General features: G+C 62.9%; 20 protein-coding genes. 16 read left to right on the top strand and 4 right to left on the bottom strand.

What is annotated here, in order from left to right; translation table 11 throughout:
• Position 1: 1 nt before the first annotated feature.
• Positions 2 to 616 carry a GNAT family N-acetyltransferase gene (locus BM045_RS07245; protein WP_092181532.1) on the bottom strand — a complete coding sequence of 205 codons (615 nt, stop codon included), beginning with the start codon at positions 614 to 616 and terminating at the stop codon, positions 2 to 4.
• 151 nt (positions 617 to 767) lie between these two features.
• On the opposite strand from BM045_RS07245, the gene acs reads away from it, so the two are divergent.
• From acs to BM045_RS07215, 6 genes are all read left to right on the top strand, one after another.
• Positions 768 to 2711 carry an acetate--CoA ligase gene (gene acs, locus BM045_RS07240; protein WP_092181529.1) on the top strand — a complete coding sequence of 648 codons (1944 nt, stop codon included), beginning with the start codon at positions 768 to 770 and terminating at the stop codon, positions 2709 to 2711.
• A 265-nt stretch (positions 2712 to 2976) separates the two neighbouring features.
• A complete protein-coding gene (locus BM045_RS07235) occupies positions 2977 to 4068 on the top strand; it encodes a glycoside hydrolase family 3 protein (RefSeq protein WP_139198740.1) in 1092 nt (363 codons plus the stop codon).
• A gap of 95 nt (positions 4069 to 4163) precedes the next feature.
• Positions 4164 to 4958, top strand: coding sequence for a UDP-2,3-diacylglucosamine diphosphatase (locus BM045_RS07230; RefSeq protein WP_092181523.1), 795 nt, complete (start codon positions 4164 to 4166; stop codon positions 4956 to 4958).
• Positions 4959 to 5046: 88 nt separating this feature from the next.
• Positions 5047 to 6108, top strand: a complete 1062-nt coding sequence (locus BM045_RS07225; RefSeq protein ID WP_092181520.1) for a glycosyltransferase family 4 protein — start codon at positions 5047 to 5049, stop codon at positions 6106 to 6108.
• An 81-nt stretch (positions 6109 to 6189) separates the two neighbouring features.
• Positions 6190 to 7368: an MFS transporter gene (locus BM045_RS07220; RefSeq protein ID WP_092181517.1), complete on the top strand. Its 1179-nt coding sequence runs from the start codon at positions 6190 to 6192 to the stop codon at positions 7366 to 7368.
• The gene (locus tag BM045_RS07215; protein ID WP_092181514.1) at positions 7368 to 8558 is read left to right on the top strand and encodes an MFS transporter; all 1191 of its coding nucleotides are present in this window, start codon (positions 7368 to 7370) and stop codon (positions 8556 to 8558) included. Before BM045_RS07220 ends, BM045_RS07215 begins: the two co-directional genes overlap by 1 nt.
• Before the next feature lie 259 nt (positions 8559 to 8817).
• Here the strand turns inward: BM045_RS07215 and BM045_RS07210 are convergent, their stop codons facing one another.
• On the bottom strand, positions 8818 to 14004 hold the full coding sequence (locus tag BM045_RS07210) for an apolipoprotein A-IV repeat region-like domain-containing protein (protein WP_092181512.1): 5187 nt from the start codon (positions 14002 to 14004) through the stop codon (positions 8818 to 8820).
• Positions 14005 to 14372: 368 nt separating this feature from the next.
• Here BM045_RS07210 and BM045_RS07205 point away from each other — a divergent pair, with 368 nt between their 5' ends.
• Positions 14373 to 14765 (top strand): Hpt domain-containing protein, encoded by a 393-nt coding sequence (locus BM045_RS07205; protein ID WP_092181509.1) that lies wholly within the window; start codon positions 14373 to 14375, stop codon positions 14763 to 14765.
• Here BM045_RS07205 and BM045_RS07200 read toward each other — a convergent pair.
• A complete protein-coding gene (locus BM045_RS07200) occupies positions 14762 to 15286 on the bottom strand; it encodes a hypothetical protein (RefSeq protein WP_092181506.1) in 525 nt (174 codons plus the stop codon). The two genes, BM045_RS07205 and BM045_RS07200, sit on opposite strands and share 4 nt — an antisense overlap.
• 196 nt (positions 15287 to 15482) lie before the next feature.
• On the opposite strand from BM045_RS07200, the gene BM045_RS07195 reads away from it, so the two are divergent.
• The 9 genes from BM045_RS07195 (at position 15483) to BM045_RS07155 (ending at position 24948) form a co-directional block, all read left to right on the top strand.
• A complete protein-coding gene (locus BM045_RS07195; protein ID WP_092181503.1) occupies positions 15483 to 17090 on the top strand; it encodes a peptide chain release factor 3 in 1608 nt (535 codons plus the stop codon).
• Complete coding sequence (locus BM045_RS07190) at positions 17087 to 18259, top strand: class I SAM-dependent methyltransferase (protein ID WP_092181500.1); 1173 nt, start codon at positions 17087 to 17089, stop codon at positions 18257 to 18259. Before BM045_RS07195 ends, BM045_RS07190 begins: the two co-directional genes overlap by 4 nt.
• A 58-nt stretch (positions 18260 to 18317) precedes the next feature.
• Complete coding sequence (locus BM045_RS07185) at positions 18318 to 18638, top strand: 2Fe-2S iron-sulfur cluster-binding protein (RefSeq protein WP_092181498.1); 321 nt, start codon at positions 18318 to 18320, stop codon at positions 18636 to 18638.
• 212 nt (positions 18639 to 18850) lie between these two features.
• On the top strand, positions 18851 to 20218 hold the full coding sequence (gene cysG, locus BM045_RS07180; RefSeq protein WP_244522918.1) for a siroheme synthase CysG: 1368 nt from the start codon (positions 18851 to 18853) through the stop codon (positions 20216 to 20218).
• A 4-nt stretch (positions 20219 to 20222) separates the two neighbouring features.
• Complete coding sequence (locus BM045_RS07175) at positions 20223 to 20546, top strand: DUF2849 domain-containing protein (RefSeq protein ID WP_092181492.1); 324 nt, start codon at positions 20223 to 20225, stop codon at positions 20544 to 20546.
• Positions 20533 to 22191: a nitrite/sulfite reductase gene (locus BM045_RS07170; RefSeq protein WP_092181490.1), complete on the top strand. Its 1659-nt coding sequence runs from the start codon at positions 20533 to 20535 to the stop codon at positions 22189 to 22191. The genes BM045_RS07175 and BM045_RS07170 overlap by 14 nt, the downstream gene beginning before the upstream one ends.
• Entirely contained in the window at positions 22178 to 23452 is a 1275-nt protein-coding gene (locus BM045_RS19065) for a phosphoadenylyl-sulfate reductase (RefSeq protein WP_139198739.1), read from the top strand. Before BM045_RS07170 ends, BM045_RS19065 begins: the two co-directional genes overlap by 14 nt.
• Positions 23453 to 23521: 69 nt before the next feature.
• Complete coding sequence (locus tag BM045_RS07160; protein WP_092181485.1) at positions 23522 to 24547, top strand: NAD(P)/FAD-dependent oxidoreductase; 1026 nt, start codon at positions 23522 to 23524, stop codon at positions 24545 to 24547.
• 77 nt (positions 24548 to 24624) lie between these two features.
• Positions 24625 to 24948, top strand: a complete 324-nt coding sequence (locus BM045_RS07155) for a 2Fe-2S iron-sulfur cluster-binding protein (protein WP_092181482.1) — start codon at positions 24625 to 24627, stop codon at positions 24946 to 24948.
• Positions 24949 to 24950: 2 nt separating this feature from the next.
• On the opposite strand, the gene BM045_RS07150 is transcribed toward BM045_RS07155, so the two are convergent.
• Complete coding sequence (locus BM045_RS07150; RefSeq protein ID WP_092181479.1) at positions 24951 to 25526, bottom strand: NADPH-dependent FMN reductase; 576 nt, start codon at positions 25524 to 25526, stop codon at positions 24951 to 24953.
• Positions 25527 to 25542: the final 16 nt, after the last annotated feature.

Here is a 25542-nt window from a genome sequence, read left to right as displayed (position 1 = left end):
ATTAGCGGGCGAAGGCGCGTTTCAACCTGCGAACCAGCCTGTGCCGCAGGCCGGTCTTGAGGCCATGGTCATAGCCGGGCGCGAGCTTGTTCAGCTTGTGCTCATAGAGCATGTAGTCTTCGCCAAAGATGTGCTTTTCCAGCGTCGCCGTCAGCGTGTAGCCGAAGCGCTCCATGATCAGCCGGGCGCGATCATTGCCGGCCATGGTGTAGGTCGAAATCTTGTGAAAGCGACCATTGTTCCAATGGTCGACAAAGGCGCGCATGCCATGCATGGCCATCGGGCTGCGGCGCTTTTCGGGGAACAGATAGGTCCAGTAGAGCCAGAGCGTACCGAGCTCGGGTCCCGAGACCATGAAGCCGACGGTTTCGCCCTTGTAGATGAAGATCATCACATGATGCGGGTCGGCGTCGATCAGCGCAGCGAGGTAATCCTGGCTCAGCCGGGCGATCTCGAAGGCTTTGAACTCGTCATTATAAAAGGGCATGCCGTTGATGCATTCGGCGAGCCGGGCATGCACCATGGCGATATCGGCATAGGTCGCCGGCCGGAACAGCGCGCTGCGCTCGTTTGGCTTTTCCTCTGGCACGGCTGTTTCGAGCACGGCATCGCTCATGGCGGACTCCCGATCCGATATGCCCGCAACATATCACCGCGCGACGTGCCACCGAAGCCCGCAACGTCAGGTCAGTTAATATCGTCAAGGCCTTGCCCGGCGCAGGACCGCTCTCTAGAACGGGAGCTGGGAGAGATAAGGGAGGATGACTATGAGCGAGCAGCTCGTATTCCAGCCAAGTGCGGCTGCGATCGCACGCACCCATGTGACCAAAGACCAGTATGACGCGCTCTATGCGCGATCGCTCAGCGATCCCGACGGGTTCTGGGCCGAGCAGGCGAAGCGCCTCGACTGGGTCAGGTTTCCGACGAAAATCAAGAACACCACGTTCGAATACCCCAATGTCTCGATCAAATGGTTCGAGGATGGCGTGCTCAACGTCTCCTACAATTGCCTCGACCGGCACTTGGAAACGCGTGGCGACCAAGTGGCCATCATCTGGGAAGGCGATACGCCGGGGACCGATGGCAAGGCGACCTATCGCGAGCTGCATGACCGGGTCTGCCGCTATGCCAATGTGCTGAAAGCCAATGGCGTCAAGAAAGGCGACCGCGTCACCATCTACATGCCGATGGTCATCGACACGGCCGTGGCCATGCTGGCCTGTTCGCGCATCGGCGCGGTGCATTCGGTGATTTTTGGCGGCTTTTCGCCCGATTCCATTGCCGGCCGCGTCACCGACTGCGGCAGCAAGATCATCCTCACCGCCGACGAAGGCCGTCGCGGTGGCAAGACCATTGCGCTGAAAAAGAATGTTGACGAAGCGCTGACCAAGGTGTCGGGCGTCGAAAAGGTCATCGTGGTCAAGGTGACCGGCAATCCGGTCAACATGGTCGAGGGCCGTGACGTCTGGTACCACGAGGCGGTTGCTTCGGTTGATGCCGATTGCCCGCCCGAGCCGATGAATGCGGAAGATCCGCTGTTCATCCTCTACACTTCGGGCTCGACCGGCAAGCCCAAGGGCGTGCTGCACAGCACCGGGGGCTATCTGCTGTATGGCTCGCTGACGCATCAGTTGAGCTTTGATTATCAGGATGGCGACGTCTTCTGGTGCACCGCCGACGTCGGCTGGATCACCGGCCACACCTATATCGTCTATGGCCCGCTGGCCAATGGCGCGACCACGCTGATGTTCGAGGGCATTCCGAGCTATCCCGACGCCAGCCGGCTCTGGCAGGTGGTGGAAAAGCATCAGGTCAACATCTTCCACACTGCGCCCACAGCTATCCGCGCGCTGATGGGTGCCGGGTCGGAATTTGCCGACAAATACGACATGCCGAGCCTCCGCCTGCTTGGCACGGTGGGCGAGCCGATCAATCCGGAAGCCTGGATGTGGTATCACAAGCATGTCGGCAAGGAGCGCTGCGAGATCGTCGATGCCTGGTGGCAGACTGAAACCGGCGGCCACATGATCGCGCCATTCCCCGGCGCCATTGCCACCAAGCCCGGTTCGGCGACTAAGCCCTTCTTCGGTGTGCAGCCGGTGGTGCTGTCGCCCGAGGGCAAGCTGCAGGAGGCCACCAAGGCCGAGGGCGTGCTGGCCATCAAGGATAGCTGGCCGGGCCAGATGCGCTCGATCTATGGCGACCACCAGCGCTTCGTTGAAACCTATTTTACCCAGTACAAGGGCTATTACTTCACCGGCGACGGCTGCCGCCGCGACGAGGATGGCTATTACTGGATCACCGGTCGCGTCGACGACGTGCTGAACGTCTCCGGCCATCGCTTGGGCACCGCCGAAGTCGAAAGCGCGCTGGTGGCGCATCCTAAGGTTTCCGAGGCGGCCGTGGTCGGCTATCCGCACGACATCAAGGGGCAGGGCATCTATTGCTATGTCACCCTGATGGCCGGCGAGAGCAGCGACGACGCCCTCAAGACCGAGCTGCGCAACTGGGTCCGCAAGGAAATCGGTCCGATTGCCACGCCGGACCTGATCCAGTTCGCGCCCGGCCTGCCGAAGACTCGCTCGGGCAAGATCATGCGGCGTATTTTGCGCAAGGTGGCGGAGAATGACTTTGGGTCGCTCGGCGATACGTCGACGCTGGCCGATCCGGCAGTGGTGACGGATCTGATCGAGAACCGGCAGAATAGGTAGTCAGTCGGCCTTCGTGGCTAGCCATCACCCCACCCTCAATCCCTCCCCATTCAGGGGAGGGAAGCCGGCGCTCAGAGCACTCGTTCTTTCTTATCCCTCCCCCCTTGGGGGGAGGGTGGCCCCGAAGGGGTCGGGTGGGGGTATGGGAACCAATGGTGCAAGCCGGGGGAACACCGCCTGTTGATGCAGCTCCACGCGTATCGCCATTGTTTCCCCCCCATTTCCCGGTCATCGTCTCGCATCGATTCCCCCACCGGACTTGCCCGTGACAACCCTCTTCTCCCGCCTTGCCATTGCCCTGTCGCTGGCCGTCCTGCCCGTCGCGGCTCACGCCCAGACGCTCGAAGAGATGGCCGGGCAGATGATCGTCACAGGCTTCCAGGGCGACGATGTCGACGATGCGGCGGTCAAGGCGCTGACGGCCGAACTGGCTGCCGGGCGCCTCGGCGGGGTGATGTTTCTCAAGACCAATATCAAGTCGCTCGACGCGGCCAGCGCCATGAACGCAGCGTTCCGCGCGGCATCGCCGGAGCTTTTGCCCTTCATCACGATTGACCAGGAGGGCGGGGCGGTCGAGCGCTTGACCGAGGCCGTGGGCTTTGAGGAAATCCCCAATGCCGCGGCTATCGCCAAGGCCAATACGCCGGAACAAGCCGAGGCGATCTACGCCAGGATGGCCGCGTCGATGGCCGAGCTGGGCTTCAGCGTCAATTTCGGCCCGGTGGCCGACGTCAATCTCAACACCAACAATCAGGTCATCGCCAAGTTCGGCCGCGCCTTCAGCGCCGATCCGGAAGTGGTGGCACGCTATGACGAGGCCTTCATCGCCGCCCATCATGCTGCGGGCCTGCTGACGGCGCTGAAGCATTTCCCCGGCCATGGTTCGTCCACTGCCGACAGCCACGAGGGTTTTGTCGATATCACCGAGACCTGGCAGGACAGCGAGCTCGATCCCTATCGCACCATGATCAAGGACGATGTCGTGGACATGGTCATGATCGGCCACCTCTATCACGCCGGCTATGCCGACAAGGGCACCCAGACCCCGGCCTCGCTGTCGCGACAGTGGATCACCGGCGTGTTGCGCGAGACCCTGGGCTTTGATGGCGTGGTGATCAGCGACGATCTCGAAATGGGCGCCATCCGCGAGCACTACGACCTGCATGACACCGTCACGATGGCGGTACGGGCCGGCATGGATGTGCTGCTGTTTTCCAACACCGCAGATTATCGGGCGAGCCTTGGCAAGGAAGTGCTGGATATTCTGGTGACAGAGGCCGAGGCTGATCCCGAATTCAAGGCGCGGATCGAGGAGAGTTATGCTCGGATCGTTGCGCTCAAGGCGCGGATTCGCTGAGCCTGCGGCATTTCCCCATCTTCTCGCTGGGGACGGTTCCCTAGTGTCGCATCCGCAGATAAAGTGCGGCCCCAAGAAGCAGGAGTCGTTGCTCGATGGCGGAAGACCGCGAAGTCCGACAGGTCCGGGCCATATTCATTTCGGATGTTCATCTGGGCATGAAACCCATCAGGGTCGGGCAGCTGATCGAATTCCTGCGCGCCCATGACGCCGAGACCATCTATCTGGTCGGCGACATCGTTGACGGCTGGCGCCTCGCCAAGAACTGGCACTGGCCGAGCGAATATAATGTGCTGGTGCAGGTGCTGCTCGACAAGGCCGCAGCCGGCGCGCGCATCATCTACCTGCCGGGCAACCACGACGAATTCCTGCGCGAATATCTCGGCACCTATTTCGGCGAGGTCGAATTCGTCGATCGCACCGTCCACACCACGGCCACCGGCAAAACCTATCTGGTGATCCACGGCGATCAGTTCGACGTGGTGGTGATGAATGCCAAGTGGCTCGCCCATGTCGGCGACTGGGCCTATAACGCCGCGCTGCGGATCAATCTGGCGCTCAACTGGGTGCGCCGCCGGCTGGGCCTGCAATATTGGTCGCTGTCGGCCTGGGCCAAGCAGAAGGTCAAGAATGCTGTCTCGGTGATCGGGCGCTTCGAGGAAGCCCTGGTGCATGAGGCCAAGGAATCGGGCGTCGATGGCGTGATCTGTGGCCACATCCATTTCGCCGACATGCATGACCGGCTCGGCATCCATTACATCAATACCGGCGACTGGGTCGAAAGCTGCACCGCCATTGTCGAAACGCCGGAAGGCGAGTTCGAACTGGTGAAATGGACGGAAATGGTGGTCGGCGAACCCCGTAAGTTCCGGCTGCGCAAGGCGGTTTAGCCGTCACGCTTCCGTCACCTGACATTCACACCATCGACGCGGACTCGGCGGACACTGCAGGGGTATTTCGAACCCATGCGGTGCCGCCATGCAGCTCGACGCGTTCAAATCCACTCGCATTCTCATCGTCACCGATGCCTGGCGTCCGCAGATCAATGGCGTCGTCCGCACCCTTGAAAGCGTCGGCAAGACGCTGATGGCGGCCGGCCACGAGGTGCATTACCTGACGCCAGAAAAATTCTGGACCGTGCCGGTGCCGACCTATCCGGAAATCCGGCTGTCACTGGCCACCGGCAGCGCTGTGGCGCGCCAGATCCGCGCCATCGAGGCCGATCACATCCATATCGCCACCGAGGGGCCGCTGGGCCTGCTAGCGCGGCAATATTGCCTCGACCGGAACCTCAACTTCACCACCAGCTTCCACACCCGCTTTGCCGAATATCTGGCGATGCGCATGCCGGTGCCCCAGGATTGGACCTATGGATATCTGCGCTGGTTCCACTCGGCTGCCGCCCGCACCATGGTGCCGACGCCATCGCTGCGCGATGACCTCCTGGCACGCGGTTTTGCCAATCTCAGCCTGTGGAGCCGCGGCGTCGATGGCCAGCGCTTCCGACCCGGCCCCAAGACCTGGTTCAAAGACCTGCCGGGCCCACACCTGCTGCATATCGGCCGCGTTGCTGCCGAAAAGAATATCGAAGCCTTCCTCGCGCTCGATATCGCCGGCACCAAGATCGTGGTGGGCGACGGACCCGACCGTGCCCGCCTGATGCGCGACCATCCCGAGGCGGTGTTTCTCGGATATCGCCATGGCGAAGAACTGGGGGAGATCTATCGCAGTGCCGACGTGATGGTGTTTCCGAGCCTCACCGACACCTTCGGCAATGTCATCACCGAGGCGCTGGCTTCGGGCACGCCTGTTGCGGCCTATCCGGTTACGGGGCCGCTGGACGTGCTGAGCGATCCCAGAGCCGGCGCGATGCATACCGATCTCAATGTGGCCGTCGGACGTGCTCTGACGCTGCGCCGCGAGGATGCCCGCTCGCACGGCGAGCGCTTCACTTGGGCGGCGAGCGGCATGCAGTTTTTCACGGCACTCCAGCCGCTGCATGCAACAGTTCCAAAAATGCGGGCCTCGGCCGCACAATAACGTTGCAAACGGCCTTGCCATTGCCTTGGATGCGAGTCACGAAGGACGCCGGGCGGTGATTTGCCCGGAGTTGATTTTTCCATGCCTTCGGCACTTTCGCGCTCGGCCAGCCCCGAGCTGCGCGCCTCGCTATTTCAGTTCACCGTCTATCTGCCTGGCGCCGTCAGCTCGGTGTTTCTTGGCATCTGGCTGAGCGAGCATGGCATTCCCGCCGATCAGATCGGCCTGGTCAACTCCATCCCGATTCTCGTGCTGCTGGCGCTCAATACAATGGTTGGCCGCATTGCCGACCGGGCGCGTGACTGGCGTTATGTGATCATGGCCATCGCGCTGTTCGGTGCGACCGTGCCCTTTGCCCTGCATTTCGTCAGCGACTTCTGGGGAATCGTGCTGGTTTGGACGCTGTGCACTTTCGGCAATGGCTCCATTCCGCCGCTGATCGATGCCGCCACCGTGCGCATGACGCGCCGCACCGGCGGCGATTTCGGGCAGATCCGGGTCTGGGCAACTGTCGGCTATGTGGTCGGTGCCGGCGGGCTGGGCCTGCTGCTCACCGTCTTTGGTGCCGATGCCTTCGTGCCGCTGTTCATCGCCATGGCGCTGTTCCGCGCCATTGCCAGCCTATTGCTGCCGCGCTTCCGCACGCCGGGCCCGAAAGTGACGCTGGCCGATGCGACGCCGTCGCGGCTCAAGGATTCGCTGCAGCTCTGGTTCGTGTTGCCGCTGATCGCCTTCGCGCTGGTCAATTCGGGCAATGCGGTGATTGGCGGCTTTGGCGCGCTGGTCTGGGAACAGGGCGGTGTGCCGTCTTATTTCATCGGACCCTTGCTGGCCATTGCCGCCACGGCCGAGGCGATCATGATGTTCGGCTGGCGGCGTTTTGGCGGCCGCGTCACCGCCCGCAACATGATCCTTGCCGCCTGCATTGCGTCACTGATCCGCTTCACCGTCACCGCCTTCAATCCGCCAGTCGCCGTGCTGTTCGCAGTGCAGATGCTCCATGCTGTCAGCTTCGGGGTCGGCTATCTCGGCACGGTGCATTTCGTCGCCAACTGGACCGAGGAATCCAATGCCGCCGAGGCGCAGGGCTTTGCCAATATGCTGCTGCAGGGCGCCTCCTTCGTCATGCTGACGTTGTTCGGCTGGCTGGTGGTGCATTTCGGCTCGGCTTCCTTCCTGCTGTTCTCGGCGCTGTCTTTCGTCGCCATGGCCTGCGTGCTGGTGTCATTGCGCCTCAAGCCACCCAAGGATGCGCAGTGATGGCACAGCCGCGCCTGACGCCCGAGACGCGCACCACGGCGTTTTATTTCAGCTACTTCATGGGGCCGGGCGCCGCCGTGATGTTCCTGCCAATCTGGCTGAGCGAAAAGGGCATCAGCACCGAGCAGATCGGCATCATCAATGCCGTGCCGGTGTTCATCATCCTGGCGCTCAATCTCGTGGTCGGGCGGCTGGCCGACAAGGCAAGTGATTGGCGGCAGGTTATCGTCATCGGCGCGCTGATCGCCGGTGTGGTGCCGATCGGCCTGTTTTTCGTCAACGAATTCTGGGGCATCTTGCTGTTCTGGACGCTGGCGGCTTTGCCCGGTGGCGCCATAGGGCCAGTGCTCGATGCCGCGACCATGCGCATGGCGCGCCGCAATGGCAGCGACTTCGCCACTATCCGTGCCTGGGGCACGGTGGGCTATATGATGTTCAACGCGCTGACCGGCTTTCTGGTGGTGTGGTTCGGCTCTGCGATCTTCGTACCGTTGTTTGTCGGCCTGGCGCTGCTGCGTGCCGCGGTCTCGCTGCAATTGCCGGCCTTCCGCGCACCGCCCGAACAGGCGACGGTTTCGGCCGCCACACCATCCAAGGGCAAACTGCGCGAAATCATCCTGCAGCCATGGTTTTCCCTGCCGCTGCTCGGCTTTGCCATGGTGTTCGGCACCCATCAGCTGATCGGCGGTTTTGGTGCGCTGATCTGGAAGGAGCAGGGGATTTCCGAGAGCATCATCGGGCCGCTGATCGCGCTGGGTTCGCTATCGGAAACCGCGGTGATGTTTGTCTGGAAGCGCTTTGGCAGCCGGGTTTCGGCGCGGCAGCTGATGCTGATCTGCGCCGGTGTGGCCTTGCTGCGCTGGCTGCTGATGGCCTTTTCACCCCCGGTCTGGGCGCTGCTCCTGTTGCAGATGCTGCATGGCTTCACTTTTGCACTGGGCTTTTTGGGCTGCGTGCATTTCATCGCCAACTGGACCAGCGAGGACATCGCTGCCGAGGCGCAGAGCCTGTTCACCGTGTTGCAGCAGATGACCTCGGTGGTGGCGCTGATTGGCTTCGGGGCACTGGTGGGATGGTTCGGGCCCTATGCCTATCTTGGTGCGTCAGTGGCAGCCGGGTTGGGTGGACTGTGCATCTGGCTGTCGCTGCGCATGAAGCAGCCGAAGGAAGATGCGATTGCGACGGGGTAGGGCGGTAGCCAAGGCTGTCTCACAGCCGGCACGTCCAGCCTAGCCATCACCCCACCCGACCCCTTCTGGGCCACCCTCCCCATTCAGGGGAGGGATAGGATGGCTCAGCGGTCTCGATCTATCTTTATCCCTCCCCCTTGTGGGGAGGGTGGCCCCGAAGGGGTCGGGTGGGGATGGGTTTGCGCGCGATGCCGACGCTACCCCCCTAACAAAAACGGCCCCGGTTTCCCGGGGCCGTTTTCAACTCATCTTAGACCACTCAGTTCAACCGGCCGCTGGCATGGGCCAGGGTCGTGTAGACCTTGCCGCGGTCGCTCAGCAGGTATTCGCGGGTTTCGGCGGCGGGCTGGGCGCCGGCGGCGGCGCGCTTCAGCAACTGCTCGAACTCGCTCATATAGGCCTGGGCGGTGCGGGCAAAATCCTGGTCGCGCTGCAGCTTCTTGCGCACGTCGTCATAGGTACCCTGGCCGCTGAGCGTATAGATGCGGCGCGAGAAGACATTGCTTTCGCCGGCCTGGTAGCGGGCCCAGGCATCGGCCAGCGCGCGATCGTCGATCGAGCGGGCGATCTCTTCGGTGAGGCCGGAGAGGCTCTGCTGGCTCGGCTGGGGCTGGCTGTCCTGCTGCTTGGCGGTGGCATTGCGCAGCACGTCGCGCAGCCAGCCGCCGTCACCCTGTGCGGCGGGTGCAGCTTCGGCCTGGGCAGGCTCGGGCTGACGCGTGGGCTCCGGCTGGCGCACCGGTTCAGCCTGACGTACCGGCTCGGCCTGACGCACGGGCTCGGGCTGGCGTTCCACAGTGCGGATCGGATCGGTCAGTACCTCGCGAGCGGGAGCGGCGCGATAGCTGTCGCGGGCCGGCCCGACCGGGCGCGGCTGGAAGGTCGGTGCTTCGGGGCGGCTTTCCTGGCGCGGGGCAGGGCGGGCCGGGCGGCGGTCGTTGAGGTCATGCGTGGCCGGCTGGCTGCGCACGATGGCGTTGAGCTCGCTCAGCGCCTCGATCTGCTCGGCCACGACGCGGCGCATGGCGGCGGCGCTGGCGCGGGTTTCTTCCGGCAGTTCGTTGACGCCGCGCGCCAGTTCGGCGCGGGTGGCTTCGAGTTCGCTGCCCACTTCGCGGGCCGTCTCGCGCATGGCGCGGGCGGTGTCGTTGAAGCGCAGGGTGGCGGCTTCGATGGCGCGCTGCATTTCGCCGGCCATCTGTTCCTGTGCCTGCTGCAGGGCAGCGGCGGCGCGGCGACTTTCGGCATCGGCGGCGGTGCGGAAATCGCCCATCTTCTCGGCGACTTCGCCGGTGGTTTCATCCAGCGCCTGGCGGAAGGTGCCGGTGGTTTCGTCCATTGCGCGACGGAAGGTGCCGGTGTTGGAGGCGATGGCGTTGCGCACCGAAGCTGAGCTGTCGTTGATCGTGTCGGCCAGCGAGCTGGTGGTCGAGGTCAGAACGTCGGTCACGCTGCCGGCCGTCGAAGACAGGATGTCGCTGACGCGGTTGGCATTTTCCTCGAGCGCGGAATTGACCTGGGCACTCTGGTCGCCCAGCGCCATCCGGACCGAGGCCGCAGTCTGGCTGAGGGCGGCGGCGGCGGCGTCGGCGGCGCGCTGCACGGCATTGTCGACTTGGTCGGCATTGCCCTGGATGGCCCGGGCGACAGTGGTAGTCGAGGTTTCGATGGTTTCGACGATCGTGCCGGTGGTGGCGACCAGCGCTTCGTCCATGGCGCGACGGGCGCCGATCAGGCGGCGTTCGGTATCATTGACCGTATCGGCGATCGACTGCGCAAACATGCGCATGCGGCCATCGATATCGTCGGCGCGGGTGGCGAAGCTTTGGGCCAGCGCATCCATGGCGCCGCGGCGATCTTCCAGCGTCTGCAGGGCATTGTCGCCGGTGATGGTGAGGGCCGTGGAAGCCTCCGACATATGCGCGGCTTCGGCGTCGAGCTTGCCGAGCACCGAGGAGAATTCGGTGACCATGCCGCGGATGGTGGCCTGCAGCGCCTGGACGTGCTGGCTGACCATGGCGCCGGCCTGTTCGGTCTGGCCGATGGCGTCGCGCACCGTGGTCGAATAGGTGGACGTTTGCTGGGCGACGCTGGTTTCGAGATTGGCCAGGTTTGCCGTGGAGGCATCGAGCACGCGCTGCAGCAGCAGGTTGCTGTCATTGAGCTTGCCGAGCGCCGAGGTGACGTCGGTGAGGATGCGCGAGGTCGAGACGGCCATGATGGCTTCGGCCTCGCGGGCATTCTCGCCCAGGGCATCGCGCAGCAGGTTGCCGTGGCTGGAGAGGGCGCCCTGCAGCTGAGCGGAGCGTTCGTTGACCAGCTGGGCAAAGGCCGAGGTGTGCTGCTCGACCGACTGGTTGATGTCGGTGAGGCGGGATTCGATGCTGGTCGCGGCGCTGACCGCCTTGACGCTGATCAACTCGTCGATATCGGTCGCGGCCGAGCGGATATGCTCCAGCGCCGTGCGGACGGCGCCATCCATGCGGTTGGCGGTTGCCGTGATGTCGGCGACGATGGTCTGGCTCGCCACGGTGATGCGGGTTGCAATGGTCTCCTCGATCCGGTCGGCGCCGGCTTCGAGATCGGTCATCGACTGGGTAATGGACGTGTTGATCGAGGCGTTCAGTGCTGCCAGGCGCTCGGCCGTGATATCGGCGCGGGCGGTGATCGCCTCGGGCAGGGTGCCCAGGCGCTGGTCGACCATTTCGGTGATGGCATTGCGCGCCGAAGTGACGCCGGTCTCGATGAGTTCGGCAGCCTTGCGGGCGCTTTCGCTGACCGTCGAGCTGGCGGCATCGATGCGGGCGGTAACGCCATGCTCGGCATCGGTAAGGCGGGTGATGGCGCTGTCGAGGCCGGTGCCGAGATTGCTGTTGAGCTCGGAGACCTTGTCGGCAATGCGCGAGGACATGGCATCGACGCGCTGGCCCATGTTGTCGGTGGCTTCGCGCAGCGCGCCGTCGATCTTGATGCGAGCGTCTTCGCCCTGCAGCGCAATGGTATCGGCCAGTTCGCTGGTGCGCAGGCCGATGGTCTCGCCAATCGACGAAGTATGGGTTTCGAGCGTGTCGCTGAGCGCCTGGGTGCGCTGGTTGAGCGCTTCGGACAGCTGCTGGGTGCGGTGGCCAACGGCCTGGGCCAGCTGGGCGGTGCCGCCATCAAGCGTCGTGCGGAATTCGACCGAACGGGCTTCGAGCTCGCCATGCAGGGCCGAGGTGCGTTCGTCGAGCTGGGTGACCAGCGTGCCGATGCGGTCTTCGAGGCCGACGCCGAGCGAGCCGGTGCGCTCGTCCAGCTGGTTGACCAGCGACAGGGTGCGCTCGTCGAGCTGATTGGCGAGCGTGCCGGTGCGGCTGTCAATTTCGAGCGACAGGGCCGTGGTCTTTTCCGACAGCGTATCGGCAAGGCGCTGGGTGCGGCCGGCGATTGCCTGATCGAAAGTGCTGGTTGTGGTGTTGATGGTTTCGCTGAGCTCAGTGCCGCGGGCGCGGATGGCTTCGCTGAGTTCAGTGGTGCGGGCAACCAGCAGCTCGTCGACGGCGCTGGTGCGGGCATCGAGGGCTTCGGCGATGACGCCGGCATGATCGTCCAGCGAATCGGAGATTTCGCGGGTGCGGTTGGTGAGGCTCTCGGTGATCGCCTTGGTGCGTGCGCCGAGCACTTCGCCCATTTCGCGGGTGCGCTCGGTGACCACGTCGTTGAAGCGACCGGATTCTTCGTTCAGCGCCATTTCCAGCACATTGGCGCGGGCGGCGAAACTGGTGCCCTGCGCTTCGAGGCGGGCGATCAGCGTGTCGCCCTTGTCGCCGATGACGCCGTCCAGCGTATGGAGGCGGGTATCAAGGATCGAGGCGATTTCGGTGAGGCGGGCGTCGAACTGACCCAGCGAATCCTGGCCGGCCGAAGCCAAGGTGATGCGGGCGCGTTCGGAGGTATCGTCCAGCGCGCCGTTGATTTCGATCATCGCCGACTGCAGGCGGCTATCCATGGCATTGAGCTGGATCGAGACCGATTCATCGAGTTGGCGGGTGAGGGCGCTGAGCAGCACCTCGGCTTCGCGCGACCGGGCGGTGATATCGTCGGCAATACGCTGGCCGATCATGTCGAGACCGCCGGTCACTTCATGGCCGCGGTCGCGCAACTGGTCGAGCAGCGAAGCGCCGCCATCGGTGAGGAGGGTCGAAAGGCTTGCCGTGCGTTCGTCGAGCGCCGTGGTCAGTTCGAGGCCGCGCGCTTCGATTAGCCCCGCGATGGTTTGGGTGCGATCCTCGAAGCTGCCGGTCAGCGCCGCGGTGCGCTGTTCGATAGCCTGGGTGCGCGAATCGATCGCCTCGGCAATCGACATGGAGTGGGAATCCAGCGCATCGGTCAGCGACGCGATACGGTGTTCGACGCCGGAATTGAGTTCGGCCGCGCGCTGGTCCAGCGCCTGCGCCATGGTGGCAGTCTTGTCGTCAAAGGTCAGCGCCAGGCGGCCGGCGCTGTCATCCAGCGCGCCGATGAAGTCGGTGGTGCGGTTGTCGACCAGCGAGACGAAATTGTCGGTGCGCTCGCCAAAGCTGTTGGTCAGCGTATTGCCGGCGGTTTCGAGGGCGCGGGTCAGGTTGCCGCCACTTTCGACAATGGTGCCGGCGATGCGCTGGCTGATCATGTCGAGATCGAAGACGAGGCCGGTATGGCTCTCGGTGATGGCTTCGCGTACGCGCTCGGTATTGGTGAGGACGCTTTCGCGCTGGCTGGCCAGTTCGGCGATCAGCGCCCGCATGCGCGATTCATTGTCCGAATAGGTGCGTTCGAGCGCGGTGACCTCGTTGTGGATCATCACTTCGAGCTCGCCGGCACGCGACAGGGCACGCTCGAGGCCATCGCCCAGCGCATTGACCTCGCGGCGCACGGCCTGGCCTACCGAGGCGACCTTGTCGGCGGCGGTGACTTCCGGCTCGGCCAGCCGCATGGCAGCCTGAGTAATGGAAGAGGCGGCATTGCGCAGGTCCTGCGCGCGACGGAACAGGGTAGCGACGGCAAAGAAGCCGACTATCGGCAGGAAGATGATGGCGAGCAGGCCGACGAAATCGATGGTGCTGGCGAACTGGCCGAAATTGGCCATCTGCGGGCCATAGCGCAGCCAGGCGACGGCGCCGGACACGGCCAGCCAGACGACCGAGAGCACGAGCGCGATCCAAGTCGGAGTGGAAGAGGAGCGGTTCTGCAGGTTGTAGAGAATTTTCGAGGCCGGGAAGCGGTCGTCATTGGCGACGGGGCCGGCCTGCTGGGCGATCTTGTCGGCGGCACGCAGGCGTTCCGAGCGCGCAGCATCGGAAGAGCGGCGCTCGGGGGCTTTTTCAGGCGTGCTATCGAGGTTGAACACCGAATCCTTGAGAGCGTCTTCCACCGCCGAGAAGGCCAGCGCGGCAGGATCGTTATTGGGGGTCGGGTTCTTCGCCATACTCTTTACAACTCTCGCGTCGGCTTCACAGCAACAAGGCGGACTTCGGGAGTTTTAATGGCGCCGCACCCGTTTCCGGTCGCGTCGCCAAATGGAAACAATTCGATGCAAATGCCCCGCATCATTCCCCCAACCTCCGCCGCCGCGTGCTGGTTCAAAGCTCATTAATACATTCAATTTTACGCAAACCGAGCGCTATCTTACCCAAAGGTTAATTTTTTGGGGAAGACCGCGGCGCCACCTCAATCCACCAACCAAGGCGAAGATGTGGCTTAATCAGCTGTTCACCAGGACGCTTTAGGCTAACAGGGTGGTAATGCCCAGATTTGTCGGGGCAGGGCACCACTTGCGCGCAAGGAGCCGGTCCGATGGCATCGTCAGCAGTCAGTGCCAAGCAGGCCCAGCCGGCGCCCTTTATCCGCGCCATGCGACCGATCGATCTGGTGCATCTGGCCAAGCAATGCCTCGGCGACGAGAATCTCGAGCTCGAAATCCTCCGCCTGTTCGACACCACGGCCAAAACCTATTTCAGCCGGTTGCAGCAGGCCGAGAGCTATGACGACCTGGCGCTGAACCTGCATTCCATCAAAGGCGCCGCCTCAGGCGTCGGCGCCTGGACCATTGCCGACCTGGCCAAGGCCTGCGAGACCGAACTGCAGGCCGGCCGTCCCCTGACCGTCGAGCGCATCGCCGACCTCGGCATCGCGGTAGAGGAATGCCGCAGCTTCATCACCCGCATGCTGAGTGGTGACGCGGCTTAGGGCAGTTTTGGCGTCCACCAGCCGGTGGGTTCGTAGCCTCCCGACATCGTCATATCGCGTCCTGTCCTGGCCTGCTCGGCAAAGCTTTGCCGGATGATCTCGTGACGTTCGGTTACCCATCCCTTGCCCACGTGGTGAACCATTTCGTCGATCTCATCCAGACGCTGGGATATCGCAGCAGCGTGCCGTGCGTAGAATGTCGCGCCAGGCAGCGATGCCAGCAGCAGGATCCACAGCGGCTCTTCCGGCGTCTCATCCCAGATGCCGTGGCGAAAACCCGGGGGCATCTGGGCGAGCCAAGCTTGGTCTGTCACCCTTGCCTCGATGAATTCCAGCGTCAAAGGCGGGGCGGGGATGGTCGTGGGAATGTCGAAGGGGTGCTGCACCGAAACATAGTGTACCGGCGCGCCGACGATATCGGCGATGACGGATCGCCATTCCAGGAAGCGCTGCGGCTTGCCGTGAAACAGCCCCTCGATCTTGAGTTCGGCAAGCCAGCTGTGGCGGCGCATGTCGGTCATATGAGGTCCTCCAGTCGCATATGACGGTGCCATGGATTGGGGCCGAACCCTGTATCGCTGGGAACTTCGTGCCGGCGCGCCACAAGAATTATGGCAGCGTTTGACCCCCGCCTTGCTTGGCCTTATAGAGCGCCCATATTTGTGACCGTGATCCGCGCGCTCTGGGGCGCCGCCGACCGAAGGCCAAGCAGTTTCCATGAGCATGTCGACACAGGTGGCGCAGAGCCCGTCCCGCGCCCTATCCAGCGAGCCCTATCGCACCCGCCGTACCTTTGCGATCATCTCGCACCCTGACGCCGGCAAGACCACGCTGACCGAGCGCTTGCTGGCGGCTGCCGGCGCGATCCAGTCGGCCGGCGCCGTGCGCGGCAAGGCCGGCACGCGCTCGACCCGTTCGGACTGGATGGAGATGGAGCAGCAGCGCGGCATTTCCATCACCTCGTCGGTGATGACCTTCGATTATGACGGGCTGACGCTCAACCTGCTTGATACACCTGGCCACTCGGACTTTTCCGAGGATACCTATCGCACGCTGACCGCCGTCGACGCCGCTATCATGGTGATCGATGCCGCCAAGGGCATTGAAAGTCAGACGCTGAAACTGTTCGAAGTCTGCCGCCTGCGCGACATTCCGATCATCACCTTCATCAACAAGGTGGACCGCGAGGGCCTCAGCCCGCTCGACCTGATCGACGAAATCCAAGGCAAGCTGGCGCTCGACCTCACCCCCGTGCTCTGGCCGATCGGGCAGGGCGTCGACTTCCATGGCTATCTCGATCTGCTGGAAAAGCGCGTCGTCAGCCCGCAGGGCAAGCCGATTGCCGATTATGATGCGATTGAGGACCTGCTCGACAATGACACGCTGATCGAAGACCCGGTGTTCATGACGGCGCTCGAGACGCTGGAAATGGCCACCACTATGCTGCCGCCCTTCGATCTCGAGACCTTCCATGCCGGCCATCTCAGCCCCGTGCTGTTCGGTTCGGCGCTCAAGGGCATCGGCGTGGCCGAACTGCTGCGTACCCTGGGCGAATGGGGCCCAGAGCCGCGGCCGCAGCCGGCCATCCCTGCACCCATCGACCCCAATGACAAGAAGGTCACTGGCTTCGTCTTCAAGGTGCAGGCGAATATGGACGCCAATCACCGCGATCGCATCGCCTTCGTTCGCCTCTGCTCGGGCACGTTCACCCGCGGCATGCGGCTCAAGAATGTGCGCTCCGGCAAGGACATGGCCGTTTCCAATCCGATGTTCTTCTTCGGCAATGATCGCGAGCTGGCCGAACAGGCCGTGGCTGGCGACATCGTCGGCATTCCCAATCATGGCACGCTGTCGGTGGGCGATACGCTGACCGAGGGCGCGACGATCAACGTCACGGGCATTCCCAATTTCGCCCCGGAAATCATCCGCCGCGTCCGCCTCACCGATCACATGAAGACCAAGCAGATGGCCAAGGCGCTGTCTGACCTCTCCGAAGAAGGCGTCACCCAGGTGTTCCGCCGCATGGTCGGCGCCGACTGGATCGTCGGCGTGGTCGGGGCGCTGCAGCTCGAAGTGCTGTCTTCGCGCGTCGCCAAGGAATATGGCGTGCCTATCACCTTCGAGAGCCTCAACTACGAAGTGGCGCGCTGGGTTGAGAGCGAGGATCCCAAGGAGCTCGATCGCTTTATCACCGCGCAGAAGATGAATATGGCCGAGGATCGCACCGGCGCGCCAGTGTTCCTGGCGCAGAACGCCTGGTGGGCCGATCGCGCCAAGCAGGATTTCCCCAAGATCGCCTTCCTCACCACGAAGGAACGGCATTGAGCACCGAGCGCATCGAGGAATTCCTAGCTGCCGTTAAGACGGCCTTCGTCGCCAATACGCTCGTCAAGCTCAAGCTCGGCGGCTATCACGGCGCCGAGCCCGATCTCAAGTCGATCGACGTCAAGAAGATCGTGGTCAAGGGCGGCGACAAGTTCAGCTTCACCTTCCACTACAAGACGCGCGACATCATCAAGAACCAGATCCAGCCCGAGGCCATGGGCAATCTGCGCATCGCGCTGAAGGACGAGTTCCGCTCGGCGCAGCTCAGCACGACCGAGTTCGACATGAGCTTCGAGCGCAATGGCGACAAGGTGCGGATCAAGCGGACCGAAGTCGAAGGCCGCACGGCGGTTTCGACCGAGCATAACCGCGCCAAGAACCGCCCGCTCGCCGAGACCAATAAGCCGTATCTCTATGCCCTGGGGATCACCGGCAAGGACGGCGTCGTGCGCAATGATGCGCAGGACAAGTTCAGGCAAATCAACAAGATGGTCGAGATTTTCGCGCCATTGATTCAAGCCATCAGCTCCGAAAAGCCACGCATTGTCGATATGGGCGCCGGCAAGGGCTATCTCGATTTCGCGCTCTACGATTATCTCTCCACCACCGGCAAGGCGGCCGAGGTGATCGGCGTCGAAATGCGCGACGGGCTGGTCAACGACGGCAATGCCACCGCATCTGCGTCAGGCTTTGACGGCCTCAGCTTCGTGCCCGGCACCATCATCGATTATGACGCCAGCGGCGCCGATGCGGTCATCGCGCTGCATGCCTGCGACACGGCCACCGACGACGCGATCTTCAAGGGCATCACTGCCGGTGCATCGCTGATCGCCGTCGCCCCCTGCTGCCACAAGCAGATCCGCCGCCAGATGGAGGCGGGCAAGCCGGCCACCCAGCTTGACGTGCTGCTGCGCCACGGCATTTTCCTTGAGCGCCAGGCCGAAATGGTCACCGACACGCTGCGCGCGCTGCTGCTGGAGCTCAATGGCTACAAGACCAAGGTGTTCGAATTCGTCTCCGACGCGCATACGCCCAAGAACAACCTGATCGTCGCCGAAAAGGACGCCCGGGCCGGGCGCGACCGCGAAGCGGTGCTCAAGCAGATCGAAGATGTGAAGGCGATGTTCGGGATCGAGCGGCATTATCTCGAAGGCCTGCTGGGGCTCTAGCCCTTTCGTCCGGCGCGTCCATCGCCTATATCCGTCTCACACAGCAAGCCCGAGACCCATGACCAAGATCACCTTCGTCCAGCAGGACGGCGAACGCGTCGAAACCGAAGCGCAGAACGGCTCCACCGTGATGGAAACCGCCATCATGAACGGCATTCCCGGCATCATCGCCGAATGCGGCGGCGCCTGCACCTGCGCCACCTGCCATGTCTATGTCGACGACGCCTGGACCGAAGTGGTCGGCGGCCCGTCCAACATGGAAGAAGACATGCTGGATTTTGCCTTCGACGTCACCGCCAAGAGCCGGCTGAGCTGCCAGATCAAGGTCAAGGATGCGCTGGATGGCCTGGTTGTCCACGTTCCGAGCCGGCAGGGCTAGGCCGGCTTGCGAGCAAAATTTGCTCCGCGCTTGACCCACTAAGATTCATTTAGCGGCTTTTACCCTGGAACGCTTCGGGCTTTCCAAGCGCAGCCCCGCAAGGGGAATATAAAAGCGATTGAATTTCAACGCCTTGTAGCAACAGGCCGGTATGGACTATTTTCCAACCGTCCATCACCAGGGTTCCAATGGGTCAACTCAACACATTTCCGTTGAGCTACAAAGTACAGGGTCAGCGCATCGTCATCATCGGCGGTGGAGAAGAAGCCCTCAACAAGGTCCGATTGGTTACTAAGACTACCGCCCAGGTCGTGATTATTGCGCGGCATATCGAACCCCTCTTCAATGCCTTCGAAGTCGAGTTGAACGAGCGTGCTTTCGGCGCTGCCGACCTCGACAATGCCGCTCTGGTCTTCGTGGCCGAAGAGAGCGATGACGCCGAACTAGCCAAGGCCGAAGCGCGCGCCCGTGGCATTCCGCTCAATGTCGTCGACGTTCCTGCAGAGTGCGATTTCTACACGCCCTCCATCGTCGATCGTGCGCCGCTGACGATTGCCATTTCCACCGAGGGTGATGCGCCCGTGCTGGCCCGTCTCGTCCGCGCCCGGATCGAAGCCATGCTGTCGCCGGGCATTGGCAAAATCGCCAGGCTGGCCGGGCAGTTACGGAAAACCACTGAGAGCCTGATTCACGATGGCGCGGCCCGCCGTCGCTTCTATGAGGCGCTGGTCTCCTCGCCACAGATCGAGGCCGCCGAACAGGCCGGGCAGGGGCTTGCCGCTGCAACCGACTTGCTGCACCAGCACGTCACTGGCGAAAGCCAAGGCGTGGTCTGGCTGATCGGCGCCGGTCCCGGCTCGGAAGACCTTCTCACCCTGCGCGCCCAGCGGCTGCTGCAGGAGGCTGATGTCATCGTGCATGACCAGCTGGTGCCCACGGTCGTGGTCGACATGGGCCGTCGCGATGCGGAGCGCATCCTTGTTGGCAAGGCCAAGGGCCACCACAGCTTTTCGCAGGCGCAGATCAATACGCTGATCGTGCGGCTGGCCGGGCAGGGCAAGCGCGTCGCCCGTCTCAAGTCCGGCGATCCGATGGTCTTCGGTCGTGCCGGCGAGGAAATCGCCGCCCTGCGCAAGGCCGGCTTGGCCTATCAGGTCGTACCGGGCATCAGCGCCGCTCTGGCCGCTGCTGCCGATACGGCAACGCCGGTCACACTGCGCAAAGTGTCGAGCGGCTTCATCATGGCCACCGCCCATGGTGCCGATGACAGCGACCTCAGCCATTGGGCCGCGCTGGCGCAGTCCGGCCTGACGCTGGCGCTCTACATGGGCAAGTCCATAGCGTCAGATGTCGCCGCACGGCTGATCGCGCATGGCGCCCGGGCAGACCTGCCCGTCGGCATTGTGGTCAATGCTGGCCGGGCCGACAAATCCACCTATTCGGGCACGCTATCAGCCTTGGCCGCCGGTCAGGTTGCGTTCAGTGAAGGTCCCGCAATCATCCTCGTAGGCGAAGCCGTTGAGGCCGGAGACTGGGCGAATGCCGCCCAGCTCGCCGGCATGAGCTTCAAGGTAGCGTAGCAGCATGGAAATTCTGACTGGCAATGAACTGACGTCCGGCGGGACGGTTTATCTCGACGCAAAGGGAGGCTGGGTCGAAGACCTGCAGGCGGCGCGCCTGTTCGCCAAGGAAGAGGCAGCCGAGCGTGATGCCGCTTTGGTCGCGACCAAGGGCACCGGCCGCGTCATCAGCCTCGAGATCGAGGAAGTGACGCTGGAGGCCGGGGTGATCACCCCCAAGCGCTTGCGCGAACGCATTCGCGCCAACGGGCCGACGGCTCCACTGACAATCAAGGGCGAGATTTACGACCGCCAGCATCTGGGTGAGGACGGTCATGTATCGATATGATGAATTCGACGCGGCTTTCGTTGCAGGCCGCACCGCGCAGTTTTCCGATCAGGTGAAGCGCCGCCTGTCGGGCGAGTTGAGCGAGGACCAGTTCCGACCGCTCCGCCTGATGAACGGGCTCTACCTGCAGCTGCATGCCTATATGCTGCGCATTGCCGTGCCCTATGGCACGCTGTCGGCCAGACAGATGCGGATGTTTGCCCATATCGCCCGCACCTATGACCGCGGCTATGGCCACTTCACCACGCGGCAGAACATTCAGTTCAACTGGCCCAAGCTCAAGGACATCCCGGTGATCCTCGAAGAGCTGGCATCGGTTGAAATGCATGCCATCCAGACCTCGGGCAATTGCATCCGCAATGTTACTGCCGATCATTTTGCCGGCGCTGCCGCCGACGAGATCATCGACCCGCGTCCGATCGCTGAAATCCTGCGCCAGTGGTCGAGCCTCCATCCCGAGTTCAGCTACCTGCCGCGCAAGTTCAAGATTGCAGTCACCGGTGCGCCGAATGACCGCGCCGCCATCCGCTTCCACGATATTGGCCTGCAGGCCGCGACCAATGCGGCCGGCGATATCGGCTGGGAAGTCTGGGTTGGCGGTGGCCTTGGCCGGACGCCGATGATCGGCAAGCTGATCAATAGCTTCGTGCCCAATGAGCATCTGCTGGCCTATCTCGAGTCGATCATGCGCGTTTACAACCGCTATGGCCGCCGGGACAACAAGTACAAGGCGCGCATCAAAATTCTGGTCCATGAAGAAGGCCTTGAGACCATCAAGGGCCAGGTCGAGGCGGAATTTGCCGAAGTGCGCGGTGGCGTTCTCACCCTGCCATCCGAGGAAGTAGACCGCATCACCGCCTATTTCGCGCCGCCTCAGTTCAAGGCGCAGAAGGCGACGAAAATCGATGTCGCTTACGAGTCGATCATCGACCCGGCCTATGGCCGCTGGCTCGACCACAATATCAATTCGCACCGCGAGCCGGGCTACGCCTCGGTGACGATTTCGCTCAAGCCAGTCGGCGGCGCACCGGGCGATGCGACCGACAAGCAGATGGACGACATTGCCGATATCGCCGAGCGCTATGGCTTTGACGAACTCCGCGTGACCCATGAGCAGAATCTGGTGCTGCCTCATGTCGCCATTGCCGATCTCCGCGCGGTCTATGAGGCACTGGTCGCCACCGGCTTTGCCGAGGGCAATACGGGTTTGATCACCGACATGATCTGCTGCCCCGGCCTCGACTTCTGCGCCCTGGCCAATGCCCGTTCGATCCCGATCGCGCAGGAAATTTCGCGCAAGTTCGCCGAGCCGACCCGCCAGGCCGAAATCGGCGATCTCAAGATCAAGATTTCCGGCTGCATCAATGCCTGCGGCCATCATCACGTGGGCCACATTGGCATTCTCGGCGTCGAGAAGAAGGGCGGCGAGCTCTATCAGATCACCCTGGGCGGCGACGCCACCGAGCATGCTTCGGTGGGCAAGATCATCGGCCCGGGCTTTGAAGCCGAAAACGTCCCCGGCGCCATCGAGACGTTGGTGGATACCTATATCGCCCAGCGCACCAGCAAGGACGAAAGCTTCATTGAGGCCTATCGCCGCCTCGGCGAAGCCCCGTTCAAGGAGGCCCTCTATGGCAATGCCTAAACTGGCGCCTGCCCAGGCTGCGCATGACAAGCTGCGCGCGCTGGGCATCCTGGCCCTCAATGGCATGTTCGACGAAATGGATGCCGTTGGCGTGCTGCGCTATGCGGTGAGTGACGTGCTGCCGGGCGATCTGGCCATCGTCTCGTCCTTCGGCGCTGACTCGGCCGTGCTGCTGCATATCGTGGCGCAGGTCGATCCGAGCATGCCGGTGTATTTCCTCGAAACCGGCAAGCATTTCGCCGAGACGCTGGACTATGTCGAGACCCTCAAAAAGCACCTCGGCCTGATCAATGTGCACGCGATCCATCCTAATTCCGAGGATGTGAAGCGCTTCGATCCGACCGGCACGCTGTGGGAAACCGATCCCGATAGCTGCTGCCATATCCGTAAGACCGAGCCGCTTGAGCCGATCACCGAGCAATATGGCGGCTGGGTCACGGGCCGGAAGCGCTTCCAGACGAAGGAACGCGGCGTGTTGCCGCATTTCGAGCTGACCAGTGACGATCGCATCAAGGTCAATCCGCTGGCCTATTTCAACGATGTCGACGTCAACCAATACAAGATCGACCACGGCTTGCCCGAGCATCCGCTGTTCGCTAAGGGCTATAAGTCGATCGGTTGCGCGCCCTGCACCTCGGTGGTTGCCGAGGGCGAGGATCCGCGCGCCGGACGCTGGCGCGGCCTCAATAAAAAAGAGTGCGGCATCCATTACGATTTCAGCGGAGCGATCGCCTCTCCTATGCAAGCTGCCAACCGACATACCCTCTGGAAGGATGGCGCCTTCATCGCCGACCCGTTCCACGAGTGGACCGAAGAGAGCACGCCCGCCACGGCCAGCTACAAGCATGTGCCGCTGCCGGTCTTCCTCGAACATCGCGATGAATTCCTCGCCAGCCAGCATCCGCTGGGCCTGCTGATCGTTCCCGGCGACAATGTCGAACAGGTCGAAGGCGATTTGGCCCGCTTTGCCTCGGTGGCTATCAAGTTCCCGGCCTTTTCCGATGGCCGCGGCTATTCCACCGCACGTCTGCTCGCTGAACGTTACCAGTACGCTAACGAGATCAGGGCCATTGGTGACGTGTTGCAGGACCAGATCCCGCTGATGCGCCGCTGCGGCTTCAACGCTTTCGTAGTCACTCACGAACCGACCCGCCAGGCACTGGTCGAGAACCGCCTGCCCGAAGTCGCCCTGTTCTACCAGCCGGTCGGGGTGACAGAAGTCCCCGTCGGCACGCGCCCCTTCCTTCGTCGCGTCCACTGAGCTAAGTGGATCGCGCCTATCATATTAACCCGGAGGCCTTGACCCTCCGGCAACCGGACTTGAGACAAGATGAGCACTGAAATCACCACCGATGTCGTTGTCATCGGCGCCGGCCCCTGCGGGCTGTTCGCCGCATTCGAACTCGGATTGCTCGATCTCAAATGCCATTTCATCGACATCCTGGATCGCCCCGGCGGGCAGTGCGCCGAGCTTTATCCGGAAAAGCCGATCTATGACATTCCCGGCTTCCCGGTGGTCACCGGCCAGCAGCTGACCGACAATCTGATGGCGCAGATCGCGCCGTTTGCGCCGGAATTCCACTTCAACCGCATGGTCAATTCGATTCAGAAGCAGGCCGACGGCTCGTTCAAGCTTGAAACCGATGCCGACGAAATCTTCCACACCAAGGTGGTGGTGATTGCGGCCGGCGGTGGCTCGTTCCAGCCCAAGCGCCCGCCGGTTGAGAATATTGAAGCCTTTGAAAACAAGTCGGTTTTCTATGCCGTGCGCAAGATGGACGACTTCCGCGACCAGGACGTGGTCATCGTCGGCGGTGGCGACTCGGCGCTCGACTGGACGCTGAACCTGCAGCCCATCGCCCGCTCGCTGACCCTGGTGCACCGCCGCGACGCCTTCAAGGCGGCGCCGGCCTCGGTCAACAAGATGAAGGAAATGGTCATGGAGGGGAAGATCAACTTCCTCCTCGGCCAGATCGGCAAGCTCGACGGCGAAAACGGCCAGATCAACCATGTGCACCTGACCACCGATGCCGGCGACCTGTCGGTGCCGGCCACGCGCCTGTTGCCTTTCTTCGGCCTGACCATGAAGCTCGGTCCGGTGGCCGACTGGGGCCTCGAGCTCAATGACAACACCATCAAGGTCGATACCGAGCGCTTCGAGACTTCGGTGCCCGGCATTTTCGCCATCGGCGACATCAACTGGTATCCGGGCAAGCTCAAGCTGATCCTCTCGGGCTTCCACGAGGCCGCCCTGATGGCCCAGGCCGCCAAGGCGATCGTCTCCCCCGGCGAGCGCGTGGTGTTCCAATACACCACCAGCTCGACCAAGCTGCAGAAGAAGCTGGGCGTCGCCTAGACCATAGAACTAAGGGCTCTTCCCTTGCGGGAAGGGCCTCGGCGGGGTATGGACGCCCCGTTGTTGAGGATACGCCCATGATCATTCACGTCACCGACCAGGCGGGTGAAAACCACGCCCTTGAAGGCCTCGAAGGCTGGCGCGTGATGGAAGTGATCCGCGACTGGGGCCTCGACATCAAGGCCGAATGCGGTGGCGCCATGAGCTGCGCCACCTGCCATGTCTATGTCGACAAGGACTGGCTCGACGCGGTCGGCGCGCCGAGCGACGAGGAAGAGGACATGCTCGACTCTGTCGGTGACGTGAAGTCGAACTCGCGCCTCTCCTGCCAGATCCTCTGCAGCGACGCACTCGACGGCCTCAAGCTGACGCTGGCCGCCAGCGCCTCCAAGGACGCCTGAGCCTATTCGGCAGCGATGGCCTCGGCCTTGTCGACGCCATGGCGCTCGATGAAGGCGCTGAATTTCTGCACCCAGCCATTGAGGAAAGCAAAGGTCGTTTCGTCGGTGATCTCGAGCTCATCGGTGATCAGGCCCGGCTTCATGTTGAAATAGACTTCCGGCTGACCCATCACCAGCATGCCATAGACCGGCAGGACCGAGCGCAGATGGCCTTGGCCGGCTGCGGTGCCGGTGGCGCCCGGCGTCGCCCCGACCAGAGCGGTCGGCTTGTCCATCCATGAGCTCTGCGCATAGGGGCGCGAGGCCCAGTCGAGCGCGTTCTTGAGCACACCGGGGAAAGAGCGATTGTATTCGGGGGTCACGATCAACGCCGCATCGGCGGCCTCGACACGGCGCTTGAGGTCGGTAATGACGGCGGGCGGATTGGCCCACAGGTGGTCGTCGTAATAGGGCAGGGCGAACAGGTCGGGATAGTCGAACTTGAGCTTGCCCTCCGACAGCTTTTCCAGCGTGTTTGCCAGCTTGCGATTGACTGACTTGGGGCTCGGGCTGGCGACGAGGACGACGACATTTTTCATAAAACTAACCGTGGTA

Origin of the sequence: Devosia sp. YR412 (assembly GCF_900110945.1) — a bacterium.
GTDB lineage: Bacteria > Pseudomonadota > Alphaproteobacteria > Rhizobiales > Devosiaceae > Devosia.
Note: the sequence above shows the minus strand (reverse complement) of the source record. Positions and strands in the feature narration are given on the sequence as shown.

Bases quoted from the DNA above. Each gene is read 5' to 3' on its own strand.
- BM045_RS07245 (WP_092181532.1), bottom strand. From the start codon at position 616: ATGAGCGATGCCGTGCTCGAAACAGCCGTGCCAGAGGAAAAGCCAAAC.
- acs (WP_092181529.1), top strand. From the start codon at position 768: ATGAGCGAGCAGCTCGTATTCCAGCCAAGTGCGGCTGCGATCGCACGC.
- BM045_RS07230 (WP_092181523.1), top strand. From the start codon at position 4,164: ATGGCGGAAGACCGCGAAGTCCGACAGGTCCGGGCCATATTCATTTCG.
- BM045_RS07225 (WP_092181520.1), top strand. From the start codon at position 5,047: ATGCAGCTCGACGCGTTCAAATCCACTCGCATTCTCATCGTCACCGAT.
- BM045_RS07220 (WP_092181517.1), top strand. From the start codon at position 6,190: ATGCCTTCGGCACTTTCGCGCTCGGCCAGCCCCGAGCTGCGCGCCTCG.
- BM045_RS07215 (WP_092181514.1), top strand. From the start codon at position 7,368: ATGGCACAGCCGCGCCTGACGCCCGAGACGCGCACCACGGCGTTTTAT.
- BM045_RS07210 (WP_092181512.1), bottom strand. From the start codon at position 14,004: ATGGCGAAGAACCCGACCCCCAATAACGATCCTGCCGCGCTGGCCTTC.
- BM045_RS07205 (WP_092181509.1), top strand. From the start codon at position 14,373: ATGGCATCGTCAGCAGTCAGTGCCAAGCAGGCCCAGCCGGCGCCCTTT.
- BM045_RS07200 (WP_092181506.1), bottom strand. From the start codon at position 15,286: ATGACCGACATGCGCCGCCACAGCTGGCTTGCCGAACTCAAGATCGAG.
- BM045_RS07195 (WP_092181503.1), top strand. From the start codon at position 15,483: ATGAGCATGTCGACACAGGTGGCGCAGAGCCCGTCCCGCGCCCTATCC.
- BM045_RS07185 (WP_092181498.1), top strand. From the start codon at position 18,318: ATGACCAAGATCACCTTCGTCCAGCAGGACGGCGAACGCGTCGAAACC.
- BM045_RS07175 (WP_092181492.1), top strand. From the start codon at position 20,223: ATGGAAATTCTGACTGGCAATGAACTGACGTCCGGCGGGACGGTTTAT.
- BM045_RS07170 (WP_092181490.1), top strand. From the start codon at position 20,533: ATGTATCGATATGATGAATTCGACGCGGCTTTCGTTGCAGGCCGCACC.
- BM045_RS19065 (WP_139198739.1), top strand. From the start codon at position 22,178: ATGGCAATGCCTAAACTGGCGCCTGCCCAGGCTGCGCATGACAAGCTG.
- BM045_RS07160 (WP_092181485.1), top strand. From the start codon at position 23,522: ATGAGCACTGAAATCACCACCGATGTCGTTGTCATCGGCGCCGGCCCC.
- BM045_RS07155 (WP_092181482.1), top strand. From the start codon at position 24,625: ATGATCATTCACGTCACCGACCAGGCGGGTGAAAACCACGCCCTTGAA.
- BM045_RS07150 (WP_092181479.1), bottom strand. From the start codon at position 25,526: ATGAAAAATGTCGTCGTCCTCGTCGCCAGCCCGAGCCCCAAGTCAGTC.